The following is a 20,905-nucleotide window of genomic DNA, read 5'->3' as shown; positions in this document are numbered from 1 at the left end:
CGGAGAACAGGATCACCGGCCGTTCGAACTCGCCCGCCACCTCGCGGAAGATGTGCACGGCCTCGGACTCGAGAGCGTCCAGGTGGGAGAGGGCGTACGGAGCGTCCGTACCCTCCTCCACCGCCGCAACGGTCGTCGTCATGCCAGTCCCCTCTCGGTGAGCAGCGCGTGCACAGCCGCCGCGGACTCCTGGACGGTCTGGTCCTGCGACTCGATCCGCAGGTCGGGCGAGTCGGGCTCCTCGTACGGGTCGTCGACGCCGGTCAGCCCGGACAGCTCGCCCGCGGCCTGCTTGGCGTACAGACCCTTCACATCGCGTACGGAGCACACCTCGACCGGAGTGGCCACGTGGATCTCCAGGTACGCCGCCCCGCTCTCCTGGTGGCGCTTGCGCACCGCCTCACGGCTGTCCGCGTAGGGCGCGATCACCGGGACGAGCGCCTTGACGCCGTTGCGGGCGAGCAGTTCGGCGAGGAAGCCGATGCGCTGCACGTTCGTGTGCCGGTCCTCGCGGCTGAAGCCGAGGCCCGCCGAGATGAACTCGCGGATCTCGTCGCCGTCGAGCACCTCGACGAGATGGCCCTCCTCGCGCAGCCGGCCTGCCAGCTCGTACGCGATGGTGGTCTTGCCGGCACTCGGCAGACCCGTGAGCCAGACGGTGGCTCCGGTCGTCACGTGCAACTCCTTCTCGGTGATGGTCATTCGTGCAGCCCGCACTCGGTCTTGCCGCGGCCCGCCCAGCGCCCGGCGCGCGCGTCCTCGCCCTCCAGGACCCGGCGGGTGCAGGGGGCGCAGCCGACGGAGGCGTAGCCGTCCATCAGCAGCGGGTTGGTCAGGACGCCGTGTTCGGCGACGTACGCGTCCACGTCGTCCTGGGTCCAGCGGGCGATCGGGGAGATCTTGACCTTCCGGCGCTTCTCGTCCCAGCCGACGACCGGGGTGTTCGCCCGGGTCGGGGACTCGTCGCGGCGCAGCCCGGTCGCCCAGGCCAGGTAGTCCTTCAGGCCCCGCTCCAGCGGCTCGACCTTGCGCATCTTGCAGCACAGGTCGGGGTCGCGGTCGTGCAGCTTCGGGCCGAACTCGGCGTCCTGCTCGGCGACCGTCCGCGTCGGCGACAGCGTGATGACGTTGACGTCCATCACGGCCTCCACCGCGTCGCGGGTGCCGATGGTCTCCTCGAAGTGGTAGCCGGTGTCGAGGAAGACGACGTCCACGCCCTTGCGGACCCGGGACGCCAGATGGGAGACGACCGCGTCCTCCATCGAGGAGGTCACGCAGAAGCGTGCCCCGAAGGTGTCGACGGCCCACTGGAGGATCTCCAGCGCGGAGGCGTCCTCCAGGTCGCGGCCCGCCTGCTCGGCGAGCGTCCTGAGATCGTCCGTGGTGCGCTCTTCCTGAATCGCGGTCATATCTGGTCTCCCCCTGCGTCGGAGTGCCGAAGGCCACGGGCGAGCAGCCCGAGGAACTTCAACTGGAATGCGCGGTTGCACGCCGCGCATTCCCAGGCGCCGTGGGACTGCTCGCTCGGACGGAGGTCCTCGTCGCCGCAGTAGGGGCAGTAGAAGGGGGCGGCCCGCTCGCTCATGAGAGTGCCTCCTCGGACGCGCGGGAGGCCCAGGCGGCGAAGCGCTCGCCCTCCTCGCGCTCGGCCTGGAACCGCTTCAGGACGCGCTCGACGTAGTCGGGCAGTTCCTCGGAGGTGACCTTCAGGCCGCGCACCTTGCGGCCGAACCCGGCCTCCAGGCCGAGGGCGCCGCCGAGGTGCACCTGGTAGCCCTCGACCTGCTCGCCCTGGTCGTTGAGGACCAGCTGGCCCTTGAGACCGATGTCCGCCACCTGGATACGGGCGCAGGCGTTCGGGCAGCCGTTGAGGTTGATGGTGAGCGGCTCGTCGAACTCCGGGATCCGGCGCTCCAGTTCGTCGATCAGCTGCGAGCCGCGCGCCTTGGTCTCGACGATGGCGAGCTTGCAGTACTCGATGCCGGTGCAGGCCATGGTGCCGCGCCGGAACGGGGAGGGCTTGGCGGTCAGGTCGAGCGCCTCCAGGGCCTCGACGAGCGGCTGGACCTGCGCCTCCTCGACGTCGAGAATGATCATCTTCTGCTCGACGGTGGTCCGGACCCGGCCCGAGCCGTGTGCCTCCGCGACCTCGGCGATCTTCGTCAGCGTGGTGCCGTCGATGCGGCCGACGCGCGGGGCGAAACCGACGTAGAACAGGCCGTCCTTCTGGCGGTGCACGCCGACGTGGTCGCGCCAGCGGCCCGAGGGCTCGGCGGGCGCGGGACCGTCGACCAGCTTGCGCTTCAGGTAGTCGTCCTCCAGGACCTGGCGGAACTTCTCCGGGCCCCAGTCGGCGACGAGGAACTTCAGACGGGCACGCGTGCGCAGGCGGCGGTAGCCCCAGTCTCGGAAGATGCCGACCACACCGGCCCACACCTCGGGCACCTCGTCCAGCGGAACCCAGGCGCCCAGCCGGACGCCGAGCTTCGGGTTGGTGGACAGACCGCCGCCGACCCACAGGTCGAAACCGGGGCCGTGCTCGGGGTGCTCGACACCGACGAAGGCGATGTCGTTGATCTCGTGGACCACGTCCAGGAGCGGGGAGCCGGAGATCGCCGTCTTGAACTTGCGGGGCAGGTTGGAGAACTCCTTGCTGCCGATGTAGCGCTCGTGGATCTCGTCGATCGCCCAGGAGCCGTCGATGATCTCGTCCTCGGCGATACCGGCGACCGGCGAGCCGATGATCACGCGCGGGGTGTCACCGCAGGCCTCGGTGGTGGACAGACCGACCGCCTCCAGGCGGTTCCAGATCTCCGGGACGTCCTCGATGCGGATCCAGTGCAGCTGGATGTTCTGGCGGTCGGTGACGTCCGCGCTGCCGCGCGCGAACTCCTCGGAGATCTCGCCGATCACGCGCAGCTGCTGGGTGGTGAGGCGTCCGCCGTCGATCCGCACCCGCAGCATGAAGTACTTGTCGTCCAGCTCCTCCGGCTCCAGGATCGCGGTCTTGCCGCCGTCGATCCCGGGCTTGCGCTGGGTGTAGAGGCCCCACCAGCGCATGCGGCCACGCAGGTCGTTGGGGTCGATCGAGTCGAAGCCCCGCTTGGAGTAGATCGTCTCAATGCGTGTCCGCACATTGAGACCGTCGTCGTCCTTCTTGAACTGCTCGTTGCCGTTCAGCGGGGTGTGGTGTCCCGCGGCCCACTGACCCTCACCGCGGTGACGGCTCACCTTGCGGCGGGGAGTCGTGGCAGCAGGGTTCTGCGGGGTGGCGGCCATGGTTATTCGTCCTTCGGGACAGGCGGGAAAGCGGCTCTGACCTGCGTGTACGAGCGCATACGTGTACGTGCGCAGTATTGCGCAGGAATGAGACCAATGCGGGAGATGTCGGGCGGCGCTGCGGCTCGCTAGCGCGCCGGACAGATGGCGCTGGACATGCGGCCGAGGTCGACGTGCCGCCGACTCACCAAGGCAATTCCAGTTCCAGACATGACGGAAGCGTGTCACGGCGATCTGGACACAGTCCAGCTTCGTCCATCATGCGGACACCCTTGTCCCGAAGAGTGAGACAAGGGTGGTCTCGATCACATACCGCGCACGGAGTCTTGTCCGCGCAGGTCAGACCGGGTAGGCGCCCGGCCAGGGCCCCGGAGCGGCCGCGTCGGGCTTCTCCTCGACCTTGGTGTCGAAGAGCTTGAAGCCCCGGCGCAGATAGTTGTCCATGGCGTGCTCGCCGTCCAGGCTGCACGTATGCAGCCAGACCCGCTTCGTCGGCGCCAACCCCGGCCAGCGGTCCGCGAGGTCCCAGGCGCGGGCGGCGCCGTACGACAGCAGATGGCCGCCGATCCGGCGGCCCCGGAAGGCCGGGATCAGCCCGAAGTAGACGATCTCCACGACCCCGTCGTCCTGCGGCTCCAGCTCCACGTACCCCGCGGGCGTGCCCCGGTCGTACGCCACCCACGTCTCCACGCCGGGCCGGCCCAGGTGCTCCTCCCACTGCCCGTACGTCCAGCCGAGCCGGTCGATCCAGCGGATGTCGCCGCCGACGGAGGCGTACAGGAAGCGGCTGAACTCGGGGGAGGGGACCGCGGAGCGAACGATCCCGACGTCACTGTCCGGCCCGGCGGCCGGGAGGACGTCGGTCGGGTCGGTCTGTTCCAGGGACCAGGTGGTCACGGGGATGTTGGCCATGCCTGCCAGGGAACCATCCGGCCCGATCATCTGTCGAACGGCCCCGCGATCCGCCCGGCGGGGCCCGGCGGGCTCTAGCCCAGCGCTCGGTCGACCGAGGCCAGCGGCATGGCGAACAGCACCCGGCCCGACTGGGACCAGACCTCGCCGGTCGCCTCCCAGTAGGAGAGGGACTCCGACTCGGTGCTCCAGCACTGTCGGGTCTCGTCGGTGCCGCACCGGGTGGCCCGCGCGCCGGTCGCGCTCTGTCGCCACAGCGTCCCGTGGCCGCCGTCCGCGTCCGCGGCACGGCCCAGGTACCAGTTCGAGCCGTACGACAGCACGGCGCCGACGCCGGCCGCCTTCGTCTCGTACGCCTCGTCGACCCGGGTGTACCCGGCGGGGTCGGTGGTGAGGAGGCCGGAGCGGTCGGAGGCGGCGCTGAAGTCGTAGCGCCACAGCCGGACGTCCCGGTCGTCGCCCTTGGAGACCCACTCGCTCGCGACCAGGCTGTCGGGGGAGGTGCTGCGGTCCAGGGAGAGATAGCCGGGCTGCGCGGCGGCCTTCCCGCCGGCCAGGCTGTAGGTGCCGACCGCGGGCAGGACCCAGCGGTTGCCGTGCGCCGCCCAGCCGCCGTCCACGCGGCCGACGGCGGGGCTGTCCACCGTCGTGCGCTGGACGCGGTCCATGTCGTACACGTACAGGCCCTCGGCGGCGGTCACCAGCAGTTTGTCCTGGTACCAGACCATGCCGGAGACCCGGGAGTCGAGGGCGCGGTAGTCGCGGCCGCCGTCGACCGGGACCGTGAGCAGGACCCAGGAGTAGGTGGGGCGCCCCAGGTCGTTGGCGTCGATGAACGCCACCCGGGCCAGATCGTGGGCGCCCTGCGACCAGGCGGAGAGGATCACCCGGTTCTGCCCCCACAGGCCGTCGTCGTCCGCGTCGCCCGAGGTGGTGACCGCGCCGGCCCGCCAGGACCGGGTGTCGGCGGCGTCCCAGCAGTACGCGCGGGTGGCGGCCGGCTCGACGGGCAGCGCCTCGCGCTCGGCGGGAGCGCAGTCGGCGGCGGCGCGCAGCGTGCGGTCGGCGCTGTCGAGGACGGCGCTGACGCCGACCGGTGTGCCCATCGCGGAGGCGAGCCGGTCGAGGCTGCGCTGCGGTTCCAGGTGCTCCCGCAGGCGCAGGACGTCCGTCTCGGCGGACGTGGCGAGCGGCTTCAGCGCCCCGGGATCGTCGGCGACGGTGGCCTGTGAGGCACTGATCATCGTGGCGGCGGCGGTGAGGGCGAGGGCGGTCCCGGCCAGGAAGGCGCGTGCCGCTCTGCCCCGCTTCTGCCTGCGGTGTCTGCCGCGCTGCATCATGTCGTCCTCCCGAGGCGGGCCAACTGCGCCTGGTGATCCGTACGTTGACGGAGGAGCAGGTGGGGTGGCCCGTGTAGGGATGCTACGGCAGTCGGAGCCTGCCGGGGACGAAGACCCTGCAAATATGCGAAAGATGCCGCCTGTTGGGTGCTTCAGGACAGGTGTGCGGACAACCGCTTGCCGGTCACCGCGGGTGCCGTGGAGTGCGGCAGCAGGTCGCGCGGGTCGGCGGGAGGGAGGACCTCGACCTCCGCACCTTCGCAGAAACGATACGGCCGGTGTTCCAGAAGTCCCCCGAGATACCGGCGGATCCGGGACATCTCCGCGCGCACCGTCACCCTGCGCTCCGGGTCGCCGAACATGTCCTCGGCCAGGCCCGCCGCACTGCGACCGCCCCGGTGCACGGCCAGCAGATACAGCAACTCGGCGTGCCGAGGACTCAGTTCATGGCTCCACGACCCGGCGATCCCGGACACCGTCACCGACCAGCGGCGCGGCTGCGACAGATCCAGGACGATACGGGTGGTGCCCGCCGGCACCGGCTCGGCCGCCGCCCGCACCAGCCAGCCCCCCGCGAGGGGCTCCACGGAGCACAGGCCCAGCGTCGGCAGCCACCGTCGGCCCGCCGTCAGCGACTTGGGCAGCCCGATCCGGTTCTGGTACGGCATCCCGGTCACCGCCGCCGTCCAGCCGTCCCCGTCCACCACCAGGGCCCGGCCGCCGAGCCGCACCAGCACCGGTGCCCCCACCGCGCGCAGCTGCTCGAGGGAGGTCTGGTGCAGCTCCCGCAGCCGGGCCTCGGCGAGCTTGGCCACCGAGTCGACCCAGGCGAGGGTCGCCGGATGCATCGTGTCCAGCGGCCCGCTCACGTCCACCACGCCGATCAGCCGGCCGTCCCGCGGGTCCGTGATCGGCGCCCCGGTGCAGGTCCAGGAGGTCTGCGAACGCACGAAGTGCTCGGAGGCGAAGACCTGCACCGGCCGGCGGGCCACCACCGGGGTGCCGATGCCGTTGGTGCCGACGACGCTCTCCCGCCAGTCCGCGCCGAGTTCGAAGCCGGTCCCGTCGGCCTTGCGCAGTACCGGGGAACTGCCCTCCCGCCACAGCACCCGGCCGTCCTCGTCGGCGACCACCATGATGTGGTGGGCGGCGTCCGCGACCGACGCCAGCCCCTGCCGCAGCACCGGCAGGACGTGCCGCAGCACCGAGGTCTCGCGCCGCCGCTGCACCTCCTCCCGGGACAGCAGCCCGGACCGGAAGTCATGGTCGGGATCGACCCCGCCGCGCAGCATCCGCCCCCAGGACTGCTCGATCACCGGACGGGGTGCGACCGGGGCCCGCTGCCCGGAGAGCGTGGCGGAGCGCACCTCGCTGAGCACCCGTGCCGCACGCGCCGCGTCCACGGCGGCGAGCTGGGTGACGTCCGTCGGCGGGTGCGCCACGGGATCCTCCCGGATGAAGGGCTGATGAGGGCTGCGGACAACCGGTTCCTCGTCGCCTTTCGGCCACGTCCGCGATGCCCGTCCTGACTGTTCGTCTCATAGTGCCTTTCGGCCCTCGCGGAGGGACACAGTCCGGCCACAGTCAGCAGCAAGTTGCAACCCCCTGCAACCCTGGTGGACGGCCGGACCTTGTTTGAAACTTGAGCGACGCCGTCCCGAGCGGCGTTCGCGGCCTCGAACGGGCCAAGGCGGGGGTGGTGCCGTGTCGGCGCAGCACCACCCCCTACCTTCGGCGGTCGGGCCGTATTCGCGGTAGAGGGGTGCCCGGCGGATGTGCGGTGGCGCCCGCGGGCCGGTTTGTGGCTGGTCGCGCGGTTCCCCGCGCCCCTAGGCGGGTCGGGCGCGCTCCACGATGGAAGCCAACGGCAGACTGTGGGGCAGGGTGCCGAACGCTGTGCCCGCGTCTCCGCCCAGGCGGGACGCGCAGAACGCGTCGGCCACCTCCGGTGGTGCGAAACGGACCAGCAATGAGCCCTGGAGCACGAGCGCGAGTCGTTCGGTGAGTCGTCGGGCCCGGGCCTCGACCCCCTCCAGATCGGCCAGTTCCGTCAGCAGGTTCTTGATCGCGCCGTCCAGGCGGTGGTCGGCGCCGCGGGCCTTGCCGACCTCCTGGAGGTAGGCGTTGAGGGCCAGGGGCTCTCGTTGCAAGGCCCGTAGGACGTCCAGGGCCTGGATGTTGCCCGCGCCCTCCCAGATCGAGTTGAGCGGGGATTCGCGCACCAGCCGGGGCATACCGGAGTCCTCGACGTAGCCGTTGCCGCCCAGGCACTCGGCGGCCTCCAGCGTCACCGGGGGGCAGCGCTTGGTCACCCAGTACTTGGCGGCCGGCACCGCGATCCGCAGAAAGGCCCGCTCCTGTTCGCCGCCGTCGTCGTAGGCGGCCGCGAGCCGCAGCGCGAGGGTGGTCGCCGCCTCGGACTCCAGGGCGAGATCGGCCAGGACGTTGCGCATCAGAGGCTTGTCGACGAGCTTGCCGCCGAAGGCCTCGCGGTACGTGCAGTGGTGGACGGCCTGCGTGACGGCCTGCCGCATCAGACCGGCCGAACCGAGCACGCAGTCGAGCCGGGTCGCCGCGACCATCTCGATGATGGTCCGCACTCCCCGGTCCTCCTCGCCGACCCTGCGTGCCCAGGTGCCGTCGAACTCGACCTCGGCGGAGGCGTTGGAGCGGTTGCCGAGCTTGTCCTTGAGGCGCTGGATACGGAACGGGTTGCGGGTGCCGTCGTCCAGGACGCGCGGGACGAGGAAGCAGGTCAGGCCGTCGGGGGCCTGGGCGAGGACGAGGAACCCGTCCGACATGGGGGCCGAGCAGAACCACTTGTGGCCGGTGAGCTCGTAGGTGCCGTCCTCGGCCAGCGGGGTGGCCCGGGTGGTGCCCGCCCGGACGTCGCTGCCGCCCTGCTTCTCCGTCATCCCCATGCCGAACAGGGCGCCCGCCTTCTGGTGCGCGGGGCGCAGCTCACGGTCGTAGACCACCGAGGTCAGACGGGGTTCCCACTCCTCGGCGAGGGCGGGGTCCGTGCGGAGCGCGGGGACGGCGGCGTGGGTCATCGACAGGGGGCAGAGGTTGCCGGCCTCGACCTGGGTCCAGATCAGGAACGCGGCGGCTCGGCGGACGTGGCCGGCGGGGCGGGTCCAGGCGGCGGTGAGGCCGGCGGAGACGCCCTTGCCGAGGAGGCGGTGCCAGGCCGGGTGGAAGTCGACCTCGTCGACGCGGTGGCCGTAGCGGTCGTGGGTCCTCAGGCGGGGTGGGTTCTCGTTGGCCTGTGCGCCCCACTCCTGGACCTGGGCGGAGCCGGAGGTTTTGCCGAGGGCGGCCAGTTCGCTTCGGACATCGTCCAGGTGTACGGGGTCCACATGCCGCTCCACGGCCGCCACCAGGGCTTTGTCGGCTGTGTAGACGTCGTGGCCGATCAGGGGTGGGGGCTGGTTGGTCACGGTGTGCGTGCTGCCTGCCATGGGGGGAACCTACCCGCCGTGGGGGTGTGAAGTCGTTCGGCGGGTGGGGTCGGTCGTGGCTTGTCGCGCTCACGCGGCGGCAGCCGGTCGGAGTGGAGGGCGGCGTCAGGCACATCCTTTCAGGCGGTTCGGTCGAGCAGATCCGCGAGGTCCGCGAGGACCGGATGGCGGGTGACGTCCTTGAAGGTGATCGCCCGGTCCAGGGCGATCGCCAGCTTCACGGCGGCCAGCGAGGTCCCGCCGCGGAGGAAGAAGTCGTCGTGACGGCCGATCCCCTCGGCCGGGATCCCGAGCACCTCGGCCCAGGCGGCGGCGAGCCGCAGCTCGACCGGTGTACGGGGTCCGTCCGTTCGCGTGTCGAGGTCCTCGGCGAGCGCGGTCAGCGCGCGCCGGTCGGTCTTGCCGTTCGCGGTCAGCGGCAGCCGCCGGCGCCAGTGCACGACCGACGGGAGCAGGTACGCGGGCAGCGAGGCGGCCAGCTTCTCCCGTACGACACCCGTGTCGACCGGCGACGCCCCCGTGCAGAACGCGACCAGGTGCGTCCCTCGTACGACGACCACCGCCCCGTCACGGACGCCGGGCACCCGCAGCAGCGCGTTCTCGATCTCGCCGATCTCGATACGGAAGCCGTGGATCTTCACCTGGGTGTCCCGGCGGCCGAGGAACTCCAGCTTCCCGTCGGGCAGCCAGCGCCCGTGGTCCCCGCTGCGGTACAGCCGCTCGCCGGGCCGGAACGGGTCCTCGCTGAACGCCGCCTCGGTGCGCTCGGGATCGTTGACGTATCCGCGGCCCACGCACACCCCGGAGAAGACGATCTCGCCGGGCGCGCCCAGCGGCACGGGCAGCAACCGCTCGTCGACGATGTAGATCCGCACGTTGGCGATCGGCCGCCCCAGAGGAACCCGCGCCTCGTCCGGCACCCGGTCCATGACCTCGTGGTGGGTGTCGTCCGACGTCTCCGTCAGACCGTAGGCGTTGACCAGCGGGATCCCGGTGCGGGCCGCGAACCAGCGCTCCACCAGCTCCTTCCTCACCGCCTCCCCGGTGACCGACACCCGGCGCAGATGGGGCAGTTCACGTGGCCGCCGCTCCAACTCGGCCAGCACCGCCTCCAGATACGACGGCACCACCTGGAGCACGTTGACCCGGCCGCGCTCGATCGTGTCCAGGAACCGCGGTACGTCCAGGATCGTGTCCTGCCCGACCAGCAGCGTCCGCCCGCCCACCAGCAGCGCGGCCAGCAGCTGCCACAGGGAGATGTCGAAGCACTGCGGCGCGGTCTGCGCGACCACCTGCCCGGGGCCGATGTCCAGGTCCTCCAGCTTGGCGAGGACGTGGTTGACGAAACCGGCGTGCTCGCACATCGCGCCCTTGGGCTCGCCCGTGGAGCCCGACGTGAAGTAGATGTACGCCAGTTGGTCCGCCGCGACGGGGACACCGAGGTCGGTCTCGGCGTGGCCCTCCTCGTAGGCGGCCGCCACGGAGTCCTTGGTGAGGACGAGGTCGTAGTCGGCGCGGGTGAGGATCGCCCTGACGCGTCCGGCCGGGAAGCGCGGCTCGATCGGCAGATACACACCGCCCGCCTTGAGGACGCCCAGTACGGCGGCCAGCCAGTCGAGGTTGCGCTCCATGATGACGCCGACGACGCCCTCGGGCCGCAGTCCGTGCTCCAGCAGGGCCCGGCCGATGCGGTTCGCGCGGGAGTTGAGTTCGCCGTACGTCCACTGTCTGTCCCCTTCCACGGCGGCCACGGTGCCGGGGTGGGCCGCCGCTCGCTCCTCGAACAGCTCGTGCACCCGCCGGTCGGGCAGCGGGCGGCGCGGACCGGCCAGCTCCTCCAGCTGGAAGTGGAGCTCGGCCTCGGACAGCAGGCTGCGCCGTACCGGGGTGGTGAGGGCGGTCAGGTGGTAGCCGGCGATCCGGGCGGCGGCCTCGCGGTCCAGGACGTCGGTGCGGTAGCGCAGACGCAGTGTGCGGCCGGTGAGGGCGACGTGGAGCACGGTGTCGTCGCGGTCCGCGGAGAAGGTGGCGAGCACCCTGTCGTGTGCGGCCCGGACGGCCTGTGCGTCGACCGACAGGCCGTCCGGCAGCGGGACCTCGTACACCGCGGTGCCGGGCCTCGGGTCGAGGGTCCATTGCGGGATCGCGTTCATGGCCTTACCTCCCCACGGCGGGTCCGGGCGTGTCCTGACGTGGGCGGCCAGGGCTTCGGTGAGAACACGTTCAGTGCCGTGCGGCACAGGGAGCTCCTCGGTGATTGGTGCAGTTCCCCGGGGGCATGAGAAATGCGGTGCGACGTGTTCGGAAGGTGATGGGAGTGGCCGCGGAAAAGGGCGTGTCACAGGCAACGCGGCTGAAAAGGGTCATGGTCAGTGACCCGTGAATTCCCCCGTGTCGTGTGCGCCCGAGTGATCCTCGGCATACGCAACGAATGCAGTCAGGATTGTTTCGGCAGATTCATGAACGCTTCAAGACATTTTCGGTCATTGGCCTGTTTCCGGACCCCGGGAATTTCCGGACCGGGATGTTCACATGAGTGACCGAACATTCAGGCCAACGCGGACATGACAGGTAAACGGTTCGAATCGCCTACGCACTCACACGCGCCCGGCGCCCACCCGGGGGATGAGCGCAGCCTCCCGCGACGGATACCTTTAGGGCGTGCAGCCAGCAAGTGAATCCCCCCAGCGGCCCCCCTCCGGCCGCCTCCACCGGGCGCGTGCCCTCTATCGGGACGTCTCCAAGCGCAGGACCGCCTGGCTGCTGCTCAAGGACACCGTCAACTCGTGCATGGAGTACCGCATCCTGGGCCTCGCGGCCGAGGCCGCGTTCTTCACCCTGCTGTCCGTGCCGCCGCTGCTGCTCAGCATGATCGGCCTGCTCGGCTACGTCGACGACTGGACCGGCACCGACAGCATCAGCAGCCTGGAGGCCAACCTCCTGGAGGCCTCGCGCACGGTCCTGTCCGACAAGGGCGTGCGGCAGATCGCGCAGCCGATCCTCGACGACGTGATGAACGGCGGCCGCCCCGACGTCATCTCCATAGGCTTCCTCTTCGCCCTGTGGTCCGGCTCCCGCGCGGTCAACGTCTTCATCGACACCATCACCGTCATGTACGGCCTCGACGGCGTACGGGGCATCGTCAAGACCCGACTGGTGGCGTTCCTGCTCTTCCTCGCGGCCCTGCTGATCGGCTCCATCGCGCTGCCGCTGATGGTCGCGGGCCCGGACGCGGTGGTGCGGATCGTGCCGTGGTCGGAGACGCTCGTGCAGATCCTGTACTGGCCGGTGGTGATGGTCCTGTCGATCGCCTTCCTGACCACGCTCTACCACGTGTCCGTCCCCGTGCGCTCCCCCTGGATCGAGGACGTGCCCGGCGCACTGGTCGCCCTCGCCATGTGGGTGCTCGGCAGCTTCCTGCTGCGCATCTACCTCACGAACACCATCGAGGGCGCGTCGATCTACGGCTCCCTCGCCGCCGCCGTCGCCGTGATGCTGTGGATCGGCGTCTCCGCCTTCGCCGTCCTCGTCGGCGCCGCGGTCAACGCCGCGATCGACCGCGTCTGGCCGGCCGCCGCGACGGCGGCGGCCCGCGCCGCGAACGAGCGGGTCCGCGAGGCGCAGGTCGCCGAGTACGTCGCCCGAGCCGCCGCCCACCACAAGATCGACCCGGAGGACCCCGACATGCCGTCGGAGTTCCCCGAGCGGTGGTCGCGGTTCCTGCCGCCGGAGGACGTGACGTCGAGACTGCGAGCCCACGCGAAGAGCACGCACCCCCCGCACAAGGAGGACGGTTCCTAGAAACCGCCGGGCCGCCGGGCGTGCCCGGGGGCGCGGGGCCGTATCGATTCGCGGCTACCGCCCCGTGGGCGCGACCGGCCACGACGAACCGGCACCCGGCAGCGTTCCCGCACCCCCGCGGCGCTACCCCTTCCAGACCCCCGCCGCCGCGGCCTCCCGCACAAAGTCCCCGAAGTCCCGAGGCGCACGCCCCAGCACCTCCCGGACCCCGTCCGTGAGACGCGCGTTCCGCCCGTCGAGCAGCCCCTCGAACACCTCCACCAGGAACTCCGCCTCCTCCGGCGGCACCCCGAACCCCACCAGCGCGTCCCCGTAGTCCCGCGCCGGAACCGGGATGTACGCCATTTCCCTCCCGCTGGCCCCGGCGATCTCCGCGACCGCCTCCCGGAACGACAGCAACCGCGGCCCCGTCAGCTCCAGCGTCCGCCCCACATAGGCGTCCCCGGACGTCAACGCCACCGCGACCACATCCGCGATGTCCCGCACATCGAGGAACGGCTCCGGAACCTCACCCGCCGGAAACGCCAGCTCCCCCCGCCGCAACTCCGCCACCAGCGGCCCCTCACTGAAGTTCTGCGAGAACCACGACGCCCGTACGACCGTCCACCGCGCCCCCGACGACTTCAACGCCTCCTCCGTCGCCAGCGCCTGCGTCTCACCCCGCGCCGACAGCAGCACCAGCCGCCGTACGCCGAGCCCGACCGCCTCCCGGGCGAGCGCCCCGACACCCTCGGCCGCCGCGGGGGAGCCGACGTCGGACGGGTACATCAGATACGCCGCGTCCGCGTCCCGCAGGGCCTCCGCCCAGGTCGTCGGGTTCTCCCAGTCGAAGCCCTGGGCCCGGGACGCGGCCCGTACCTCGCACCCCGCCGCCCGTACCGCCTGAGCCACCCGGCTGCCCGTACGACCCGAGGCCCCGGTCACCACCACTGTCTTCTTCGCCGTGTTGTCTGCCATGCCTCAAGTCAACGGCCGCACGCCCCAACACCCCATCGCTGAACGGCTCATTCCCATACGCGGCCGTCTACGCTGGCCGCATGGACGCTCTCGCAGGCCTCTTGGAGGGCCCCCGCGCGCGGGGCGCCTTCATGATCCGAGCGTGTTTCGAACCCCCCTGGTGCGTACGCATCGAGGACCGCGCACCCCTCACCGTCATGCTCATGATCCGCGGCGAGGCGTGGATCACGCCGGACGCGGGAGAGCGGGTACGGCTGCGGGAAGGCGACCTCGCCATCGCCCGCGGCCCCGACCCGTACACCTGCGCCGACGACCCCGGCACGGAACCCCAGGCGGTGATCCTGCCGGGCGCCGAGTGCCACTACCCGGACGGGCGTGCCCTGAACGGCTCCATGGACCTGGGCGTGCGGACCTGGGGCGACCGGCTCGACGGGTCGGCCGTGATGCTGATCGGCACGTATCTGTGGCAGGGCGAGGTCAGCGGGCGACTGCTGGACGCGCTGCCGCCGCTGCTCACCCTCACCTCCGACGTGTGGGACTGCCCGCTCACGCCGTTCCTCATGGAGGAGATCGTGCGCGACGAGCCCGGCCAGGAGGTCGTCCTCGACCGGCTGCTCGACCTGCTGGTCATCGCGGCACTGCGGGCGTGGTTCTCCCGGCCCGAGGCCGCGGCGCCGGCGTGGTACCGGGCGATGGCGGACCCGGTCGTCGGGCGGGTGCTGCGGCTGGTCCAGGACGACCCGGCCCACCCCTGGACGGTGGCGTCGCTCGCGGCGAAGGCCGGCGTTTCCAGGGCCGCTCTCGCCCGGCGGTTCACGGAGCTGGTGGGGGAGCCGCCGATGACGTATCTGACGGGCTGGCGGCTGGCGTTGGCGGCGGACCGTCTCCGGGAGAGCGATGCGACGCTGGAGGCCATTGCCCGGCAGGTGGGGTACGGGAGTGCGTTCGCGTTGTCGAGTGCTTTCAAGCGGGTGTACGGGGTGAGTCCGCAGGAGCATCGGGGGAGGGTGGCGTAGGAGCGCTGCCGGGTGCCGGTGGGTCGTGGCTGGTCGCGCAGTTCCCCGCGCCTCTGGGTGGGTGCCGCGTAGCCTGGTTCCATGTACGCGGAGTGGGCCTCCCGGCTCGACGGCGCCGTCGTCTGGACCAATGTGCCGTCCGAGGACGGCCCTGGGCGCGTTCTGCCCGACGGGTGCATGGATCTGCTGTGGCACGAAGGGCGGCTGCTCGTCGCCGGTCCCGACACACGTGCGTACGTCACTGAGGGCGCGCCGACCGCGTGGGCGGGGGTCCGGTTCCCGCCCGGTACCGCGCCCGGGCTGCTCGGCGTTCCCGCCCGGGAGCTGCTCGACCGGCGAGTGGAACTCGCCGACCTCTGGCCGGCCGCCGAAGTACGGCGGCTCACCGCTCGCGTGAACGCGGCCGGCGATCCGGCCCGCGGACTCGAAGAGGTGGCGTTGGAGCGGGCGGCCGACACCGAGCGGCCCGATCCGCTGCTGGGGCACGTCGTGGCGGCCCTCGACGCGGGGCGCCCGGTCGCGGCGACCGCCGACGAACTCGGCCTCGGCGCACGGCAGTTGCACCGTCGGTGCCTGGCCGCGTTCGGTTACGGCCCCAAGACGCTGGCCCGGGTACTGCGACTGCAACGGGCACTCGGCCTGGCCCGGGGCGGCGTGCCGTACGCGGAGACGGCGGTGCGCGCCGGCTTCGCCGACCAGGCCCATCTGGCGCGGGACGTCAGGGAGTTGGCCGGTGTGCCGCTGACCGAGCTACTGGGCCGTGGGTAGCGGCGCGAACAGGTCGACACCGTTGCCGTCCGGGTCGAGCAGGCTCGCGTACCGCTGGCCCCACACGGCGTCCCACGGCTTCAGCTCGCCGTGGTGACCGGCGCCCACCAGCTCCTCGTACACCGAGTCCACCTCGGCGGGACTGTCGCACCGCAGGGCCAGGCCCGTGCGACCGCCGCCCGTCGGCGGCTGCCAGCTCGCGTGGAAGGACCGCACCACCTCCTCGGTGTCCAGCAACAGCCGCAGACCGCCGGGCAGTTGTGCCTCGACATGCCCCTCCTGCTCGGCTCCCTCGGGGAACTCGAACCCTAGGCGGCGGTAGAAGGCGACGGAGGCGGCCATGTCGGAGACGATCAGGCCGATGGCGTCGAATCGTGGAGTCATGGGGCCACCGTAGGCAGGGCCGGAGCGGTCGGTCTTGAAGGAATCGGACGTGTCCTCTTCCTCGACGACGACGACGCCGTCCGCCGTCAGTCGAAGCTGACCGGCCCCAGCGGGGTGTCCACCGTGAAGGAGAGCCCCACCGGCCCCTCGGTGACGGTGAGTTCGGTGTCGAGGGCCGCGAGCAGGGCGCGGATCTCGCCCGGGTCGGGGGCGGTCGCGGACAGCGCCAGCAGGGGAGTGGCGGGCAGACCGGAGGCGGACGGGTGGACCGCGGTGCCCCAGTCGATCAGGAACGGCACGAGACCGGAGGGGTGCTGCGTCTCGCCGTCCGTCAGCCGCCACTCCAGCAGGGTGCCGTCCGGTCTGCGGCGGCTCATCGGATGCACCATGCCAGGGTCGTACCCCCGGGCCCGGGCGGCCGCGACCGCCGCGTCCAGGTCCGGCGGACTGATCGCCCAGGTGACCGTGCGGGGCGCCGCCAGTGTGTCGACGTCGAAGGGGCGCGGCCCCTGCGGCTCGGGCTGCTCCGGGTCCGGGCCGATGATCTCCAGATATCCGGTACCGCCCAGCGACACCAGGTAGTTGCGGGTGCCGAACCCGATGTGCACCCCGCCCGGAGCGGGCGCCACACCCGTACGCCGGGTGAAGTCGGCGACCGTCGCCGCCAGATCGGGGGTTGCGAGGACGAGGTGGTCAAGTCGTGCGGGAATGGTGTTCATCGTGCAGCCGAGGCTACGCAGAGCCGCCTCCGGGATGGAACACCCGAGCGGCGGCCTGTCGCCGCACACCGGGGGATCGGTTCATCGAGTGGCTGAGCGAGATCTCTTCGGCTCGATCACTTCAGCGGGACCTGAACCGCCCGCGGCATAGGGTCGCCGGCATGGCACCCCGACTCCTCGTCCACACCCGCACCGCCGACTACCGGCACGACTCCATCCCGGCCGGCATCGCCGCCGTACGCACCCTCGGCGGCTTCGAGGTCGACGCGAGCGAGGACCCGACGGCACTGGAGTCACCCCTGGAGCGGTACGCCGCCATCGTCTTCCTCTCCACCAGCGGCGAGATCCTCACCCCGGCCGGCCGCGAACGGCTCGCCTCCTACGTCGAGTCGGGCGGCGGCTTCGTCGGCGTACACGCGGCGGCCTGCACCGAGTACGGCTGGCCGTACTACGGCGAACTGCTGGGCGCCCGCTTCGACCGGCACCCCGCGTACCAGCCCGGCAAGGCCGTCATCGAGGACCGCGAACACCCGGCCACCCGACACCTGCCCGCCGTATGGGACTTCACCGACGAGTGGTACGACTTCCGCACCAACCCACGCGGCACGGCACGGGTGTTGGCCCGCGCCGACGAGTCGTCGTACGACGGCGGCGGCATGGGCGCCGACCATCCACTGGTCTGGTGCCGCGAGCAGGGCGCGGGGCGCGTCTTCTACACGGCGCTCGGCCACGCCGCCGAGGCGTACGAGGATCCCGACTTCCGCGCGCATCTGCTGGGCGGGATCAGGTGGGCGGCCCGGCTGGACGGTCCCGACCCCGGGCAGCAGCCACAGAAAACCCTTTAGGCTGCTGCCGTCGCACGAATGATCGGATCGGCGCGACAGGGGACCAGGGGAGCAGGGGGACAGGTGAACAACGCGGCTGACGTGTTCCAGCCACTTCAGGTGGACGATCCGCCCGTGGTGGCCGGTTACCGTCTCGCCGCCCGGCTCGGCGCGGGCGGCATGGGCCGGGTCTATCTGTCGCACACGGCGGGCGGCCGACCGGTGGCGATCAAGGTGGTACGCCCGGAGCTGGCCGACGACCCGGACTTCCGGCGGCGCTTCGGCCGGGAGATCAAGGCGGCCCGCCGCGTTCGGGGCGCCTACACCGCCGAGCTCATCGACGCCGACGCGGACGCCCGTCCGCCCTGGCTGGCCACGCTCTACATCCCCGGACCCTCCCTGGCGGAAGCCGTCCACCGGCGCGGCCCGCTCCCGGTACCGGCGGTGCTGTGGCTGATGGCGGGCGTGGCCGAGGCGCTCCAGGCCATCCACGGCGAGGGGATCGTCCACCGGGACCTGAAGCCCTCCAACGTGCTCCTGGCCGCCGACGGCCCCCGGGTCATCGACTTCGGCATCTCGCTCGCCGCCGACACCACGGCGTACACGGCCACCGGCGCCGCCGTCGGCACGCCGCAGTTCATGGCCCCCGAGCAGGCGGTCGCCGGCGACATCACACCGGCGACGGACGTCTTCGCGCTGGGCCAGACCGCGGCGTTCGCGGCCCTGGGCTCGCCGCTGTACGGGGACGGTCCCTCGGCGACCATCCTCTACCGGATCGTCCACTCCGAACCCGACCTGTCCCGCCTGCCCGAGCCGCTCCGGCCGCTGATCGAGCGGTGCCTCGCCAAGGCCCCTCAGGACCGGGCCACCCTCGCCGAGGTCGTCGAGTGGTGTCGGCAGCGGCTCGGCCGGGACGCGGACGCGGGCGGCGGACCGGCGGTGTGGCAGGAGATCACGGGGCCCGAGGTGACGGTTCCGGCGCCTGTCCCCGATCCCACGCCGGTGCACACGATGCCGCTGATCGCACCGGCGCGGGCGACGGTACCGGCGGCGCCGGAGCAGCGCCGGGGCCGTCGACGTCGTACGGCGCTGATCGCCGGCGGGGTTGTGGCCGCGGGCGCGTTGCTGGTGACGGGGCTGGTGTGGAAGGTCGGGGGAGGGGCGGACGGGGCCGAGGGGCGGGGTCCGACTGCGTCTTCCTCGACGCCGGATGCGACGGTGTCGGGGCGGGCGGCGGGGGCGTCGGCGTCGGCTGGGGCGGACACGGAAGTCGAGGATGCGGCGGAAGAGGCGTCGAGTTCCTCCTCGGCCCCGACGTCCGCCGGGCAGCCTCGCGCGATATCGGCGGACGTGCCCCAGATGCTGAACGAGAAGAACTCCCTGTACCTCCACGACGGCAAACGCCCGGCGACCCGTGAGGACCGCAAGGGTGACGTCCGCTTCACCTGCGAAGACGTCGGTTGTACGCTGACGAGCGACGACAGCTTGATCGTCCAGTACATCTCCGAGGAACCGGGTGCCACCTTGGGGGACTGCCGTTGGCTCCTCGGTGGCGCCGAGGACGAGGGCGGCAAGATCTACCACGACTTCCCGCTGGCCGCCGCCTCCGCCGGCAGCGAGTTCTGCGTCAGGCACCCCTCCGGGGACATCGCGCTGCTCGTGGTCCAGGTGAAGAACACCGCGCTGTGGGACACACCCGGAATGAGCTCCCTGATGGCGGACGTGACGGTCTGGCGGGCAACCTAGGCCCCCGAAAGGACCCCGTCGACCCGCCCTACCCCCGCGGCCGCCCCGTACTCGCCCGCTCCACCAACCGCGTGGACAGTTCCGTCCGCGTCCCCTCCGGCCGCGTCCCCTCCATCATCCGCACCAGCAGCCGCGTAGCCGTCGCCGCCATTTCCGACAGCGGCTGGCGGACGGTGGTGAGGGCGGGGCTGGCCCAGCGGGCCTCCGGGAGGTCGTCGAAGCCGACCACGCTGATGTCGTCCGGGATGCTCAACCCCCTTTCCGCCAGGGCCTCGTAGGCTCCGAGTGCCATCCGGTCGGAGCAGACGAAGACGGCGGTGGGCGGCTCGGGGAGGTCGAGGAGTTCCCGCATGCGTTCGCGGGCGACGGACTCGTCGAACCCGGCGTGGCGTACGTACTCCGGACGCTGCCGCACCCCCGCCGACGCGAGCGCCGAACGGTAGCCCGCCACCCGTGCGGTGCTGCACATCTTGCGCCGGCTCCCGGCGATCACCGCGATCCGCTCATGGCCCAGCGCCAGCAGATGCTCGGTCGCGGCCATCCCGCCCTGCCAGTTCGCCGCGCCCACCGACACCACGCCCGCAGGCGGCTCCACCACGGGGTCGATCATCACGAACGGGATGCGGTGCTGCTCCAGCCACGCGTACTGGGAGGGCGTCAGCTCGGCCAGGTTGAACAACACCCCTGACGAACCACGGGCGATGAGTTTGTCCAGCCAGCCCCGCTCCGGCCGCCCGCACCGCTGGCGGGTCAGCCCGGCCGACACCACCACCTCCAGGCCCGCGTCGTGAGCGGCCTCCTCCACACCGTGCAGCACCGCCCCCGACCACGAACTGTTGAGCGAGTGCACGACGAGGTCGACCAGCGCCGGTGGCTTCGCCGCGTCGAAGCGGGGTCTGCGGACATAGCCGAGCCGGTCCAGTGCCTCCGTGACCCGGCGGCGGGTCTCGGGTGCGACGTCCTCCCGGCCGTTGACGACCTTGGAGGCGGTGGGCACGGACACCCCCGCCTCCCGGGCCACGACTGCCAGCGTCGGCCCGGCCGCCACACTCGCACTCCCCGTACGGACCATCGGGAACCACCTCTCCGGCCCGCCCGAGGGCCATGGAAAGTAATCGACCAAGGCGGATAGTAAGCGCTTCCTACCCTAGGTTCGCCGCGGAGAGTCGGGAAGAGGCTGAGGACTACCAGCAGATCAGCCGGAGTGCCGTGAAATCGGCCGTGAACGCCGCGTCGACGAGGTCCACGGCATGGATGCCGGCCATCGCCCCCGTGAAGCCGAAGTCGAGCGGCTCGCCGACCCGTATGCGCATGCCGCCGTCCCCGACGTACCAGTAACCGTGCTTCCGCGCCGTCGACCGTCACGCCGAGAGTGAGCGGTGCGCCCGCGTCGACGTCCACCTGCCGGGTCCCGGACTCCTCCCGCTCGAGCAGGCTCACCAGTCGGATTAGCGATCTGTAGTTTTCCTGTGTGGCGTGTCCGTCGGCGGTGTCGTACGTGAGTGCGTGGATCGAATGTGTGACCTTTCCGTGGGGATGTCGTTGATGTGATGACAGCACTGCACATGAGGAGGGAGGGGGCTGGTGGGCCGGAGGCTGCCGCTCGGCGAGGGTGAGGCGTCCCGTACCGCGTGCGCCCGCGGCGTGTTGCGTACCGGGGTGGATGAGAAGACTGGCGAAGTTCTATCCGCCGCTGTG

General features: G+C 71.5%; 20 protein-coding genes and 1 pseudogene. 5 read left to right on the top strand and 16 right to left on the bottom strand.

Features of this window, described 5'->3' with window-relative positions; genetic code table 11:
• From ACIOHP_RS28365 to ACIOHP_RS28315, 11 genes and pseudogenes are all read right to left on the bottom strand, one after another.
• A pseudogene (locus ACIOHP_RS28365) lies at positions 1-142 on the bottom strand (sulfate adenylyltransferase small subunit); the annotation flags it as partial.
• Positions 139-702 carry an adenylyl-sulfate kinase gene (gene cysC, locus ACIOHP_RS28360; protein WP_361482303.1) on the bottom strand — a complete coding sequence of 188 codons (564 nt, stop codon included), beginning with the start codon at positions 700-702 and terminating at the stop codon, positions 139-141. The gene cysC and the pseudogene ACIOHP_RS28365, both read right to left, overlap by 4 nt.
• A complete protein-coding gene (locus ACIOHP_RS28355; RefSeq protein WP_351677895.1) occupies positions 699-1,409 on the bottom strand; it encodes a phosphoadenylyl-sulfate reductase in 711 nt (236 codons plus the stop codon). Before ACIOHP_RS28355 ends, cysC begins: the two co-directional genes overlap by 4 nt.
• Positions 1,406-1,585, bottom strand: a complete 180-nt coding sequence (locus ACIOHP_RS28350; RefSeq protein ID WP_361482297.1) for a hypothetical protein — start codon at positions 1,583-1,585, stop codon at positions 1,406-1,408. Before ACIOHP_RS28350 ends, ACIOHP_RS28355 begins: the two co-directional genes overlap by 4 nt.
• A complete protein-coding gene (locus ACIOHP_RS28345) occupies positions 1,582-3,279 on the bottom strand; it encodes a nitrite/sulfite reductase (protein ID WP_401891869.1) in 1,698 nt (565 codons plus the stop codon). Before ACIOHP_RS28345 ends, ACIOHP_RS28350 begins: the two co-directional genes overlap by 4 nt.
• A 128-nt stretch (positions 3,280-3,407) precedes the next feature.
• Positions 3,408-3,491, bottom strand: coding sequence for a putative leader peptide (locus ACIOHP_RS28340; protein WP_310591794.1), 84 nt, complete (start codon positions 3,489-3,491; stop codon positions 3,408-3,410).
• A 127-nt stretch (positions 3,492-3,618) separates the two neighbouring features.
• Entirely contained in the window at positions 3,619-4,191 is a 573-nt protein-coding gene (locus ACIOHP_RS28335) for a GNAT family N-acetyltransferase (RefSeq protein ID WP_401891867.1), read from the bottom strand.
• A 74-nt stretch (positions 4,192-4,265) separates the two neighbouring features.
• Positions 4,266-5,531, bottom strand: a complete 1,266-nt coding sequence (locus tag ACIOHP_RS28330) for a hypothetical protein (protein WP_361541875.1) — start codon at positions 5,529-5,531, stop codon at positions 4,266-4,268.
• 152 nt (positions 5,532-5,683) lie between these two features.
• Positions 5,684-6,973 (bottom strand): GAF domain-containing protein, encoded by a 1,290-nt coding sequence (locus ACIOHP_RS28325; protein WP_361541872.1) that lies wholly within the window; start codon positions 6,971-6,973, stop codon positions 5,684-5,686.
• Positions 6,974-7,360: 387 nt separating this feature from the next.
• Entirely contained in the window at positions 7,361-8,992 is a 1,632-nt protein-coding gene (locus ACIOHP_RS28320; protein WP_401891865.1) for an acyl-CoA dehydrogenase family protein, read from the bottom strand.
• A gap of 119 nt (positions 8,993-9,111) precedes the next feature.
• The gene (locus ACIOHP_RS28315) at positions 9,112-11,145 is read right to left on the bottom strand and encodes an amino acid adenylation domain-containing protein (protein ID WP_401891864.1); all 2,034 of its coding nucleotides are present in this window, start codon (positions 11,143-11,145) and stop codon (positions 9,112-9,114) included.
• 508 nt (positions 11,146-11,653) lie between these two features.
• On the opposite strand from ACIOHP_RS28315, the gene ACIOHP_RS28310 reads away from it, so the two are divergent.
• Positions 11,654-12,793 (top strand): YihY/virulence factor BrkB family protein, encoded by a 1,140-nt coding sequence (locus tag ACIOHP_RS28310; RefSeq protein WP_361482276.1) that lies wholly within the window; start codon positions 11,654-11,656, stop codon positions 12,791-12,793.
• 123 nt (positions 12,794-12,916) lie between these two features.
• Here the strand turns inward: ACIOHP_RS28310 and ACIOHP_RS28305 are convergent, their stop codons facing one another.
• The gene (locus ACIOHP_RS28305; RefSeq protein WP_401891862.1) at positions 12,917-13,750 is read right to left on the bottom strand and encodes an NmrA family transcriptional regulator; all 834 of its coding nucleotides are present in this window, start codon (positions 13,748-13,750) and stop codon (positions 12,917-12,919) included.
• 80 nt (positions 13,751-13,830) lie between these two features.
• On the opposite strand from ACIOHP_RS28305, the gene ACIOHP_RS28300 reads away from it, so the two are divergent.
• On the top strand, positions 13,831-14,766 hold the full coding sequence (locus ACIOHP_RS28300; RefSeq protein WP_401891861.1) for a cupin domain-containing protein: 936 nt from the start codon (positions 13,831-13,833) through the stop codon (positions 14,764-14,766).
• A gap of 81 nt (positions 14,767-14,847) precedes the next feature.
• The gene (locus ACIOHP_RS28295) at positions 14,848-15,534 is read left to right on the top strand and encodes a helix-turn-helix domain-containing protein (protein ID WP_401891860.1); all 687 of its coding nucleotides are present in this window, start codon (positions 14,848-14,850) and stop codon (positions 15,532-15,534) included.
• Here the strand turns inward: ACIOHP_RS28295 and ACIOHP_RS28290 are convergent.
• Complete coding sequence (locus ACIOHP_RS28290) at positions 15,517-15,918, bottom strand: VOC family protein (protein WP_361541854.1); 402 nt, start codon at positions 15,916-15,918, stop codon at positions 15,517-15,519. The two genes, ACIOHP_RS28295 and ACIOHP_RS28290, sit on opposite strands and share 18 nt — an antisense overlap.
• An 86-nt stretch (positions 15,919-16,004) precedes the next feature.
• Positions 16,005-16,637 carry a VOC family protein gene (locus ACIOHP_RS28285; protein ID WP_401891858.1) on the bottom strand — a complete coding sequence of 211 codons (633 nt, stop codon included), beginning with the start codon at positions 16,635-16,637 and terminating at the stop codon, positions 16,005-16,007.
• Positions 16,638-16,798: 161 nt separating this feature from the next.
• Here ACIOHP_RS28285 and ACIOHP_RS28280 point away from each other — a divergent pair, with 161 nt between their 5' ends.
• Together ACIOHP_RS28280 and ACIOHP_RS28275 are read left to right on the top strand one after the other, a co-directional pair.
• Complete coding sequence (locus ACIOHP_RS28280) at positions 16,799-17,482, top strand: ThuA domain-containing protein (RefSeq protein WP_401891856.1); 684 nt, start codon at positions 16,799-16,801, stop codon at positions 17,480-17,482.
• A gap of 63 nt (positions 17,483-17,545) precedes the next feature.
• Positions 17,546-19,207 carry a serine/threonine-protein kinase gene (locus ACIOHP_RS28275; RefSeq protein ID WP_401891855.1) on the top strand — a complete coding sequence of 554 codons (1,662 nt, stop codon included), beginning with the start codon at positions 17,546-17,548 and terminating at the stop codon, positions 19,205-19,207.
• Between the two features lie 28 nt (positions 19,208-19,235).
• Here ACIOHP_RS28275 and ACIOHP_RS28270 read toward each other — a convergent pair whose 3' ends face one another.
• Positions 19,236-20,279, bottom strand: coding sequence for a LacI family DNA-binding transcriptional regulator (locus tag ACIOHP_RS28270; RefSeq protein WP_401891854.1), 1,044 nt, complete (start codon positions 20,277-20,279; stop codon positions 19,236-19,238).
• A gap of 112 nt (positions 20,280-20,391) precedes the next feature.
• Complete coding sequence (locus ACIOHP_RS28265) at positions 20,392-20,520, bottom strand: hypothetical protein (RefSeq protein ID WP_401891853.1); 129 nt, start codon at positions 20,518-20,520, stop codon at positions 20,392-20,394.
• Positions 20,521-20,905: the final 385 nt, after the last annotated feature.

It is taken from the genome of Streptomyces sp. NPDC087859 (genome assembly GCF_044742595.1).
Lineage (GTDB): Bacteria > Actinomycetota > Actinomycetes > Streptomycetales > Streptomycetaceae > Streptomyces > Streptomyces canus_F.
The sequence above is the reverse complement of the archived record's forward strand: the minus strand, read 5'-3'. Positions and strand labels throughout refer to the sequence as shown.

Coding starts and splice junctions, on each gene's coding strand:
- cysC (WP_361482303.1), bottom strand. CDS start 702: ATGACCATCACCGAGAAGGAGTTGCACGTGACGACCGGAGCCACCGTC.
- ACIOHP_RS28355 (WP_351677895.1), bottom strand. CDS start 1,409: ATGACCGCGATTCAGGAAGAGCGCACCACGGACGATCTCAGGACGCTC.
- ACIOHP_RS28350 (WP_361482297.1), bottom strand. CDS start 1,585: ATGAGCGAGCGGGCCGCCCCCTTCTACTGCCCCTACTGCGGCGACGAG.
- ACIOHP_RS28345 (WP_401891869.1), bottom strand. CDS start 3,279: ATGGCCGCCACCCCGCAGAACCCTGCTGCCACGACTCCCCGCCGCAAG.
- ACIOHP_RS28340 (WP_310591794.1), bottom strand. CDS start 3,491: ATGTCTGGAACTGGAATTGCCTTGGTGAGTCGGCGGCACGTCGACCTC.
- ACIOHP_RS28335 (WP_401891867.1), bottom strand. CDS start 4,191: ATGGCCAACATCCCCGTGACCACCTGGTCCCTGGAACAGACCGACCCG.
- ACIOHP_RS28330 (WP_361541875.1), bottom strand. CDS start 5,531: ATGATGCAGCGCGGCAGACACCGCAGGCAGAAGCGGGGCAGAGCGGCA.
- ACIOHP_RS28320 (WP_401891865.1), bottom strand. CDS start 8,992: ATGGCAGGCAGCACGCACACCGTGACCAACCAGCCCCCACCCCTGATC.
- ACIOHP_RS28315 (WP_401891864.1), bottom strand. CDS start 11,145: ATGAACGCGATCCCGCAATGGACCCTCGACCCGAGGCCCGGCACCGCG.
- ACIOHP_RS28305 (WP_401891862.1), bottom strand. CDS start 13,750: ATGGCAGACAACACGGCGAAGAAGACAGTGGTGGTGACCGGGGCCTCG.
- ACIOHP_RS28300 (WP_401891861.1), top strand. CDS start 13,831: ATGGACGCTCTCGCAGGCCTCTTGGAGGGCCCCCGCGCGCGGGGCGCC.
- ACIOHP_RS28295 (WP_401891860.1), top strand. CDS start 14,848: ATGTACGCGGAGTGGGCCTCCCGGCTCGACGGCGCCGTCGTCTGGACC.
- ACIOHP_RS28290 (WP_361541854.1), bottom strand. CDS start 15,918: ATGACTCCACGATTCGACGCCATCGGCCTGATCGTCTCCGACATGGCC.
- ACIOHP_RS28285 (WP_401891858.1), bottom strand. CDS start 16,637: ATGAACACCATTCCCGCACGACTTGACCACCTCGTCCTCGCAACCCCC.
- ACIOHP_RS28280 (WP_401891856.1), top strand. CDS start 16,799: ATGGCACCCCGACTCCTCGTCCACACCCGCACCGCCGACTACCGGCAC.
- ACIOHP_RS28270 (WP_401891854.1), bottom strand. CDS start 20,279: ATGGTCCGTACGGGGAGTGCGAGTGTGGCGGCCGGGCCGACGCTGGCA.
- ACIOHP_RS28265 (WP_401891853.1), bottom strand. CDS start 20,520: ATGCGCATACGGGTCGGCGAGCCGCTCGACTTCGGCTTCACGGGGGCG.